Raw genomic sequence first — 8,858 nt, forward strand, 5'->3', positions numbered from 1 at the left:
CGGTCGGGAGTCCGGCGTTTTCGCGCTCCAGGCCAGGTAACAGACTGTCAGACAGCGGGCAGGAGACGGCCGCAGCGTGGCGCGGGGTCGACCGGGGCGAAGCCCGTGCCATCCGGATTCACCCGGACGAACTCGTAGCAGGGTGTGATCGCCGAGATGCCGTGGCTCAGGTCGATCGCCTTCGGCAGCAGGCCGCCGGCGTCGTAGCGGGTCTGCCGGCGCAGGCCGGTCAGGACGCTCGCGCGGGTCGGGCAGGCGCCCGCGGCGCTGATCCCACGTAGCAGCAGGTCCGCGCTGATCCATCCGATGAGGGCGGTGCCGTCCGCGAACGTGGACGCCTGTGGCGCGTAGGCCGCGATCGCGGCGAGGAACCGCCGGTGGGCCGGCGCGTTGACCTCGAACGGAAGGTAGTCGACGAACGTGTACACCCCGCCCGCGTCGTCGCCGACCCGGGCGAGCTGGCTGCGGTCGTAGGTCGTCGGGTTGCCCACCACCGCCGTCAGGCCGAGGCCGGCGGAGCGCACGGCCGCGGTGATCTCGTAGAACGTGTGCGCCGGGACGAAGGCGATCAGGCTGTCGGCGTCCGCGTCGCGCAGCTGGGCGGCGAGATCCATCCCGTCCACCGGACCCGGCGGGATCTGAATGCTGCGCGACACCCTCAGGTGGGCGGCCCGGACGCTCTGCTCGGCCGCGCTGCCCATCGCCTGCGTCCCGCCCGACAGCTGCACCGAGATGACGGCGACCCGGCGGGCCCCGCGGTCGTAGAGGAACTCGCCCAGGCCGCTGCTGGCCGGCTGCGCGAGCAGCGGTCGGGCGTAGCTGAACACGGTGGCGTCCGGGCGTGACGCCGCCGCCGGGTCGCTGACCTGGCCGTCGACGACGGGCACCTTGTCCGCGGCCAGCAGCGCCGCCGAGCCGGCGGAGGCCGAGCTGAACCGCAGGACGCCGAGGGAGCCCTCGGCGCGGGCCAGCCTGCGCCCGGCGACGGCGTTGAGCGTCGGCATCCCCTCGTCGTCCTCGATCCGGTAGGTCAGCCGCCGGCCGAGGATCCCGCCCGTCGCGTTCGCCTCGCCGAGCCGGGCGTCGACGCCCGCGCGGAACAGCGCGCTGGGATCGCCGGGAGTCGGCGAGCCGGATGCCAGCAGGCCAAGGCTGATCGCGTCGCGGGTGACCCCGGGCGTCGGCGGGCAGGGGTCCGGGCCGCTGCCCTGGCGGGCCTCGGACAGGATGCGGCCGCCGTCCCCGCCGCAGGCCGTCATGCCGGCGAGTGCGCAGCCGAGTGCGGCGGCCGCCGCGAGTGCGCGCGGGCTTCTTCTCATTCGTCCCCGTCCTCGTGCCCGTCCGGGCGTGCGCGCCGCCGTCCGCCGTTGCCGGGGACGGGCCTCGTCGGAACCCATGGGCCGGCCCGTCGGTGGGGGGTGGACCGGCCCGCCGCCGGGAATGACGGCCGGGCGCGAGGCAGCACAAGGTATTGACCGGCGGAAACGACGGTGTGGGCGTGCCCGTTTTCGGGTCCGCGCGGTGGGGATTTCGGGGGCACTGGACACACCCGATGAATCACGGAGCGGCCGGGAACCGGCCAATGCCGGACGGCGGCCCGATTTCATGCCCGGTTTCCGGCGGCTCGGCTCATGTCCGGCGCGTGACGGTGACCCTGATCCGGCACTTCTGGTTCAGTGCGATACCTGCTCGGGGGAGAAGAATATGCCCGTCTGGCATGCCGGTGCGGTCGCGTGCGAGTGGTGGGAGCGGGCGCCCGCCGCCGGGCGGCAACCGCGTGACGACGGCATTGCGCCGCTCGGGGCCCGGCGGGGGAAACAAGGCCAACCTTCATGCTTACCGCCGTGCGGCCCATGGCGGCAAGGTCGCCACCACCCACGGTGGTGGCCACGGCTGCCGGGTACCCGCTGGTCACCGGGGGCGCCCGGCAGCCGCTGCCGGCCACCCGCGAACCCTCGGTCGGGCGTGTCAGGGGTGTCAGGCGTGTCGGGCGCCTGTCGGGCCTGTCGGGCGCATCCGGTGTGTCAGGTGCGTCCGGGCCGGGTCAGCGGCCCGTGAAGTGGGGTTCGCGGCGCTCGGCGGTGGCGCGCACACCCTCGGCGAAGTCGGCGGTGGCGCGCAGGATCGCCTGCTCGGACGCCTCCCGCTCGGTGGCCGCCCGGATCTGGCCGATGAGCTCCGCCCACATCGTCGCCCGGATGCTGCGCACCGCCAGCGGCGCGGCGGCGGCGATCGACCCGGCGAACGCCACCGCCTGGGCCCGCAGCTCGTCGTCCGGGACGAGCCGGTCGGCGAGGCCGATCGCGCACGCCTCCTCGCCGGTCACCCGCCGCCCGGTGTAGAGCAGGTCCAGGGCCTTCTGTCGGCCGACGACCGCGGGCAGCGTCACCGTGATGCCGAAGCCCTGGTGCACGCCGAGCCGGGCGAAGTTCGCGACGAACCGCGTCCCGGGGGTCGCGATCCGGAAGTCCGTCGACAGCGCGAGACCCAGCCCACCGCCGATCGCGGTGCCCTGCACGGCCGCCACGACGGGCAGCGGCGCGGCGAACAGCCGGATCGCCTCCTCGTACAGCGCCGGCGCGCCCTGGACGGTGACCGGCTCGGCGGAGCTCGCCCCGCCGAGGTCCGCGCCGACGCAGAAGTGCCGGCCCGCGGCGGCGAGGACCACGGCGCGGGCGTCGCCGCCGGCGGCGAGCTCGTCGTAGGCGTCGGCGAGCGCCGTGACCAGCGGGAGGTCGAAGTAGTTGTGCGGGGGGCGGCGGATCTCGACGACCGCGACATGGTCCGGCCGGGTCTCGACGGCGATGTCCGCGTGCGCGCTCATGGGCTCCTCCGGTGTTGCGCGGCGCCGCCGCGAGGCCGGGACGGGCTCGGCGCGGCCGCGCCGGATCGGGCGGATGGGCTGGCCCGGTGCTTATACCGCACCGCGCGGACTGCCGTCGGCCAGGACGATTCATTGCCATATTCGTGGATCGGTGTCGCGAGCCAGGTGAGCGGCGGAAGAATGCGCGGCGTCCGGGGTGACCGTTATTCGCCGTGCCCGCCCCCGGCGGTGAACGAGCTCTGCGGCGACTGCTGTCGATGGGTCGTTGTTTCCGAACGCCGGGAGGTGCGGCCGGTCGGTCCTTTGCGGACGTCGGTCGACCGCTCCGGCGTAATCCGTGAACCCGTGCCCGGGAAAGGGAGATCACGATGTATGACGGTGTCGACGCGCAGGCCGGAGCGGAGCGGCCCGCGGCTTCCGCGACCGGCGCGGCGCGCCCGGGCCGCTGCGAGTTCGAGTACCTCCTCGCCCTCGTCGAACCCGCCCCGTGACGAGTGGGGCCGCATCAGCCGGCACGTGACGCGGTCGTAGCGCCATCCGGGTTGAACCGCATGGCGAGAAGGTCCGTGATGGAGGGCGTGCAGGCGCGACGGCGAGGCGGATCCGGAGTGGGCGACCACACCGGCGGGCCCGGAGGCGATGATGCCGCCGCCGACTTCGTACGCGCTGTGTACGCCGAGCACGGCTCTGCTCTGCTCGCCTTCATCACCCGGATGACCGGCGATCGCGCCCAGGCCGAGGACGTGTTGCAGGAGACGCTGGTGCGGGCGTGGCGGCACTCCGGCCGCCTCGGCGCCGACGGCCGGCCGCTGCGCCCGTGGCTGTTCACGGTCGCGAGCCGCATCGTCATCGACGAGCATCGGGCCCGCCGCGCGCGGCCGGCGGAGGTCGGGGCGGAGACCCTCGAACAGCTGCCGGCGAGCAACGAGTTGGATCGCGCGATGGAGAGCTGGCAGGTCGCCGAGGCGTTTCGGGCGCTGAGTCCCGAGCATCGCGCGGCCCTCGTCGAGACCTACTACCTCGGGCGCTCGGTGGCCGAGGCGGCGGCGACGCTGGGAATTCCACCCGGAACCGTCAAGTCGCGGGTGTACTACGGACTACGAGCGCTGAAACTGGCGCTGGAAGAACGGGGGTGGGCGACGTGAGTGGTGACTGCGCCGCCCCGCGGATCTCGCTCGGGGCCTACGTCCTGGGCGCACTGGACCCGGCCGACCGCTCGGCGCTGGAGGCCCACCTCATCGACTGCGCGGACTGCCGGGCGGAACTGGCGGGCCTTGCCGGCCTGCCCGGCCTGCTCGGTCGCCTGCGCCTCGACGACGTCGCCGACCTCGCCGGGGATCCCTCGCTGCCCACGGCCGCCGGCCAGGCGCTGCCACACCAGGGCGGCGTGCCGCCGGTGGGTGCCGTGCCGCCGGTGGGTGCCGTGCGGCCCGGGAGAGACGCGCCCGCACCTGGGCATGGCTCGGCCTCGCCGGGGAGGGCGGGCAGGTCGCGGGCGGCGCGGCGGCGCGCGGCCGCGCCCGGTGTGGGTGGCCCGGCCGAGCGGGCGCTCGTGACGATCCGTCGGCAGCGCCGCACCGATCGCCGCCGGACCGTGCTCGGGGCGGCCGCGCTCGTGACGGCCGTCGCCGCGGCAGCCGTCGGGATCACCATCGCCGTGACGCCCGGCGGCGAGGACGGCGGCTTCTCCACCGCCCGCCCGCCCGGTCGGATGCTGACGGCGACCGGGGCGGCCAGCCAGGTCGAGGCATGGGTGTGGGTGGCCGCGGACCCGGCCGGCAGCGCGTTCACGGTGCGGCTGGCGAACGTGCCCCCGGGCAGTCACTGCGAACTCGTGGCACAGTCCGTCGACGGGCACCGCGAGACGGCGGCGAGCTGGTCGGCGAACTACCACGGCGCGGTCGAGGTGCGGGGGACCTCCGGTATCACCCCCACCAGCCTCGCCCAGCTGATGATCGTCGACGCCGATGGCCGCCAGCTCGTGCTACTGCCGGCGCGACCGGCCTGATGCCCCGACCGCGCCGGTCAGCCGCCGCGGCGGGCGCCCTCCAACCACGGCAGCGCGGCGCCGATGGCGAAGCACGCGGCCGCGGCGACGACCGTGAGCACGCCGTCCACCGTGCCCGTCGGCGACAGCAGCCGGGTCGCCGACAGCGCGAACACGCCGAACAGCCCCACCGCGACGCCGGCCGGCAGGAACCGCAGCCCGCGCTGCCACCAGGTGGCCGGCGCCGCGTGCCGGCCCAGCGGCAGCAGCGCCACCGCCCACAGCAGTCCCATCAGCACCAGCAGGCCCAGGCCGAACAGGCCGTAGACGGAGAACACCGACCCGCGCACACTCGCCGATCCGGTCGCGCGGGCCACCGTGTGCAGATCGGTGTCGCGGATCGCGACCTCGACCGGCACCAGGCCGGTCGCCCGCCCGGCGAGGTCACGGATGTCGAGGTCGACCGTCCAGTTCGCCGAGCCCTGTGCCGGGACCGTTGTGCGCACCCGGGTGTCGTAGTCGAAGAACGTCAGCCCGAGCACGGTCCCGGACAGGCGGACGGAGTCGACCGGGATGTCCGACCGGGTCAGGTTCTGCACGCCGACGACGACCCGGGCGACCGAGCCGGCGTCGAGCACGATGTCCCCCCGGCCGAGCGGCTGGCCCTCCACCGTCACCGCGAGCTGCACTCCGCCGGACGATGCGGCCCGGGCCTCGGTGGGTGGCGACAACGCGAACCAACTGAGACCCACCGCCAGGCCGGCGGCAAGGAGAATACCTTTCCGGCGCGGCACGCCGACCGGCAATCCGATTTCCACGACTTACCCCCCGACTCCGGATGTCCGGCCAGTCGGCTGTTATTCTATCGATCGTCGAGTGGTGGGGCTTCCGCCACCTACGTCGAGCCGGTACCCACGGGGGAGCAGGGGCCTCGAGGGCTGGTTCGAGCACTGGTACGTCGAGCGAGTCAGGCGAGCGTCACGCGTTTTGGCCGGTCCCGTCGAGGGCCGGTTTCGGCCGTGCTGCCGGTCGCACCCGGGGGGGCGCACTGATGACGGGCCATCGAGCGGCCGGCCGTTTCACGCCGAGGCGGCGGTCACGGCGTGGTGTTGTGCCGACGGTCTTTCTGGGTGTGCTGCTCCTCTGCGTCGGGGCCGGCGTCACGGCCGGTCTGGGCTCACCCACCCCTGCCGGTGACGCGGTAGCGGCGGATTCCGCCAGCCTCGCGCATTCCGATAACCGGAGCAATTCCGTCGTCCCCGCCGATTCCGGCGCACCGTCGACGCCCGGCACTTCCACCGGTGCCTCCGGTACCGGTGCCTCCGGCGGGACCAGCGCGTCCGCGGATGCCGGCAGTCCCGCCGGATCAGGCTCGTCAACGGGCACCGGCACCGGCACCGATTCCGGCTCGGGTTCCGCTCCCGGTTCCGCCGGCGGTTCCGGTTCCTCCAGCGGGCCGGGTTCCACCGGCGGGACGTCGTCGGCGCCCGGCACGCCGGATGGCGGATCCACCAGCCCGGGAGGGCCGACGACGCCGCCGCCGAGCCCGGGAACGCCACCGCCACCCCACCCCGACCCCGCTCCCAACCCGTCCAGCGACAGCCCGACACCGACTCCGACGTCGACCTCGTCGTCCACGCCATCGGGCTCCATCAGCGGGACGCCGACGCCGACGCCGACGGGCACCGGATGCCCGGCCGCCACCCCGGCGGTCGGCGGGCCGAACGGCTGCGCCCCCAGCCCCACGGCCTGCGGCGCGTCCGGCGGGTCCGGGACGGACGTGGTGATCGTCGCCGGCACCTGCTCGCCGTCACCCTGCGGGTCGTCGGCGGTGCCGGCGCACGGGTCGGACCACGGCTGCGGGCCGACGTGCACCGCCGCGCCGTCGTCCGCGCCCGGGTGCGGGACGTCGCCGACGTGCGAGCCGGGGGGGCGGGCGCCGGGTCCGCTGCCGACCAGCGTCCAGTCCTGCCCGACGCGGACCATGCCGTCGGTGAGTGGTTCGGCGACGAACACGCCGCACCCGAAGGTCACCTGTCCGGACGGGTCGGTGCGTGACAGTGCCGACCAGTGCCCGCTGCCCCAGCGTTACTGCCCCGGATCACCGGTCGGCGTCCCCGAGGGCCAGCAGTGCCCGCCGCCGCCGCGGCCGACCCAGCCGGCGCCGGTCGTCTGCTGGGACGGCTCGACCCGCGCCGCCACGGCGGACTGTCCCGCCGGGCGGCTGATGTGCCCGGGTGGCGCGTCGGTCCCGCTGGACCAGCAGTGCCCGACCCCCGCGCCGCCGCGCTGCGCCAAGGGGACGGTGCGGCTGCTCGGCGTGTGCACCCCGGCACGGCGTTCCTCCGACCCGCCGCCGCCGGTCGGAGCGCCCGATCCCCGTGAGGCGCGGCCCGGTGAGCTGCTGTTCGACCGGACGATCATCACCGCGGGGGACACCCTGTTCGCCCGCGGCGCCGGATGCCAGCCGGGCGCGCCCGCCACGCTGACGGCCGGTGGCGAGCTCGTCGGGCGCGCCGTCGCCGACCAGGCCGGCACGTTCGAGACCGTTGTCCAGTTCGCCAGCTTCCAGCCGGGATACCGTCCGATCGAGGCGCGGTGCGGGGCGCGGCTCGACGCCGGCATCGACATGGTGCTCGTCTCGGCCGACACGAGTGCCAGCCCGTCCTCCGTACTGCTGCCGCTGTTCCTCGCGCTGTCCTTCCTCGCCGTGCACTACCAGATGGCGGCGCGGCGGCGCCGGGGCCGGGCGCAGCGCCGCTAGCCGCTGGGCGGCCCGCTGCCCGGCTTCCGTCGACGACCAGGGTGGGAGTGTGGTGCCGATGTCCCACCCGTCCGCGTCCGGCCCAGCGCCCGCGCCCGCTCCCGAGCAGGCCTCGGCGTCCGGGCCCGGCTCCGCCCCCGCGGGGCCGCCGGACCCGACCGAGGTGGGGCCCTACCGGCTGGTGCGCCGCCTCGGTGCTGGCGGGATGGGCACCGTCTACCTCGGTGAGAAGGCCGACGGCGGACAGGTCGCGGTCAAGCTGATCCGCTCGGACCTGGCCCGCCTCGCCGAGTTCCGCGTGCGGCTCAAGCAGGAGGCCGACAACGCGCGCCGCGTCGCCCGGTTCTGCACCGCCGCGGTCCTCGACGTCGACATCACCGGCGAGCAGCCGTATCTCGTCACCGAGTTCGTCGACGGACCGACGCTCGCCGAAGCCGTCGTCGGTCGCGGCCCGCTGACCCCCGCGGAGCTGCACCAGCTCGCCGTCAGCATCACCACCGCCCTGATGGCCATCCACCGGGCCGGCCTCGTCCACCGTGACCTGAAGCCCTCGAACATCCTGCTGTCCCGTCTCGGCCCCAAGGTCATCGACTTCGGTATCGCCCGCGCCCTGGACACCGCGACCCGCATCGGTGCCGACTCCGGCACCGACCGGCACCTCGGCACGCCCGCGTTCATGGCCCCCGAACAGGCCCGCGGCGAGGCGATCACCTCGGCGGCGGACGTGTTCGCCTGGGGTGGCGTCCTGATCTACGCGGGCACGGGCCGCTACCCGTTCGGCGGGGGCCCCGCGCCCGGCCTGCTGTACCGGACGGTCACCCAGCCGCCGAACCTCGACGGCCTCGACGGCAGTCTGGTCCCCCTCGTCGAGGACGCGATGCGCAAGGCCGCCGCGCAGCGGCCCAGCGCCGAGCAGCTCTACGCGCGCCTGCTCGACCTGCGCGTCGACGCGCCTGCCGCCGCCCGTGAGCTGTCCCTGTCCGAGGTGACAGCCCTCATCCGCCCGCTGAACACCCCGCCGCCGCGCACCGGTCCCCCCACCGACGCCGGGTCCGCCACTGGTGCGGATCCGGTCACCGTCTCGGCCGCCGCTCTCGACGCCAACGCCGCTCTCGACGCCAACGCCGCTCTCGCCGCTGACGCCGCCAACGCCGCCGATGTCGCCGTCGAGGGCGATCCCGCCGGTCCGATCACGCCCGTGACCGGGCATCGCCCCATCGGCCCGCCGCCGCCGATCTCGACCATCGGCACCGCGCCGCACATCCTGCCCGCCACCCCCACCC

Annotated in this window: 9 protein-coding genes; 5 read left to right on the forward strand and 4 right to left on the reverse strand. The window is 75.1% G+C overall.

Annotated elements, in window-relative coordinates:
* Nucleotides 1-47: 47 nt before the first annotated feature.
* Together C1A33_RS28400 and C1A33_RS28405 are read right to left on the reverse strand one after the other, a co-directional pair.
* Complete coding sequence (locus C1A33_RS28400; protein ID WP_101834914.1) at nucleotides 48-1,319, reverse strand: ABC transporter substrate-binding protein; 1,272 nt, start codon at nucleotides 1,317-1,319, stop codon at nucleotides 48-50.
* A gap of 725 nt (nucleotides 1,320-2,044) precedes the next feature.
* Nucleotides 2,045-2,824, reverse strand: a complete 780-nt coding sequence (locus tag C1A33_RS28405) for an enoyl-CoA hydratase/isomerase family protein (RefSeq protein WP_101834916.1) — start codon at nucleotides 2,822-2,824, stop codon at nucleotides 2,045-2,047.
* Nucleotides 2,825-3,192: 368 nt separating this feature from the next.
* Between C1A33_RS28405 and C1A33_RS37625 the strand changes: the two genes are divergently transcribed.
* The 3 genes from C1A33_RS37625 to C1A33_RS28415 all read left to right on the forward strand — a co-directional run bounded on the left by C1A33_RS37625 (nucleotide 3,193) and on the right by C1A33_RS28415 (nucleotide 4,832).
* The gene (locus C1A33_RS37625; protein ID WP_279354710.1) at nucleotides 3,193-3,315 is read left to right on the forward strand and encodes a hypothetical protein; all 123 of its coding nucleotides are present in this window, start codon (nucleotides 3,193-3,195) and stop codon (nucleotides 3,313-3,315) included.
* A gap of 78 nt (nucleotides 3,316-3,393) precedes the next feature.
* Nucleotides 3,394-3,969 (forward strand): sigma-70 family RNA polymerase sigma factor, encoded by a 576-nt coding sequence (locus C1A33_RS28410; protein WP_101834918.1) that lies wholly within the window; start codon nucleotides 3,394-3,396, stop codon nucleotides 3,967-3,969.
* Nucleotides 3,966-4,832: a zf-HC2 domain-containing protein gene (locus C1A33_RS28415; RefSeq protein WP_165818626.1), complete on the forward strand. Its 867-nt coding sequence runs from the start codon at nucleotides 3,966-3,968 to the stop codon at nucleotides 4,830-4,832. The genes C1A33_RS28410 and C1A33_RS28415 overlap by 4 nt, the downstream gene beginning before the upstream one ends.
* A 17-nt stretch (nucleotides 4,833-4,849) precedes the next feature.
* On the opposite strand, the gene C1A33_RS28420 is transcribed toward C1A33_RS28415, so the two are convergent.
* Together C1A33_RS28420 and C1A33_RS28425 are read right to left on the reverse strand one after the other, a co-directional pair.
* A complete protein-coding gene (locus tag C1A33_RS28420; protein ID WP_243408024.1) occupies nucleotides 4,850-5,629 on the reverse strand; it encodes a hypothetical protein in 780 nt (259 codons plus the stop codon).
* 160 nt (nucleotides 5,630-5,789) lie between these two features.
* Nucleotides 5,790-6,827: a hypothetical protein gene (locus tag C1A33_RS28425; protein ID WP_133150869.1), complete on the reverse strand. Its 1,038-nt coding sequence runs from the start codon at nucleotides 6,825-6,827 to the stop codon at nucleotides 5,790-5,792.
* Here C1A33_RS28425 and C1A33_RS28430 point away from each other — a divergent pair.
* Nucleotides 6,805-7,575: a hypothetical protein gene (locus C1A33_RS28430; RefSeq protein WP_243408025.1), complete on the forward strand. Its 771-nt coding sequence runs from the start codon at nucleotides 6,805-6,807 to the stop codon at nucleotides 7,573-7,575. The two genes, C1A33_RS28425 and C1A33_RS28430, sit on opposite strands and share 23 nt — an antisense overlap.
* A gap of 58 nt (nucleotides 7,576-7,633) precedes the next feature.
* Nucleotides 7,634-8,858 (forward strand): serine/threonine-protein kinase (locus tag C1A33_RS28435; protein WP_243408026.1); only part of this gene is annotated, 1,225 nt, incomplete at its 3' end.

It is taken from the genome of Frankia canadensis, from assembly GCF_900197875.1.
GTDB lineage: Bacteria > Actinomycetota > Actinomycetes > Frankiales > Frankiaceae > Frankia > Frankia canadensis.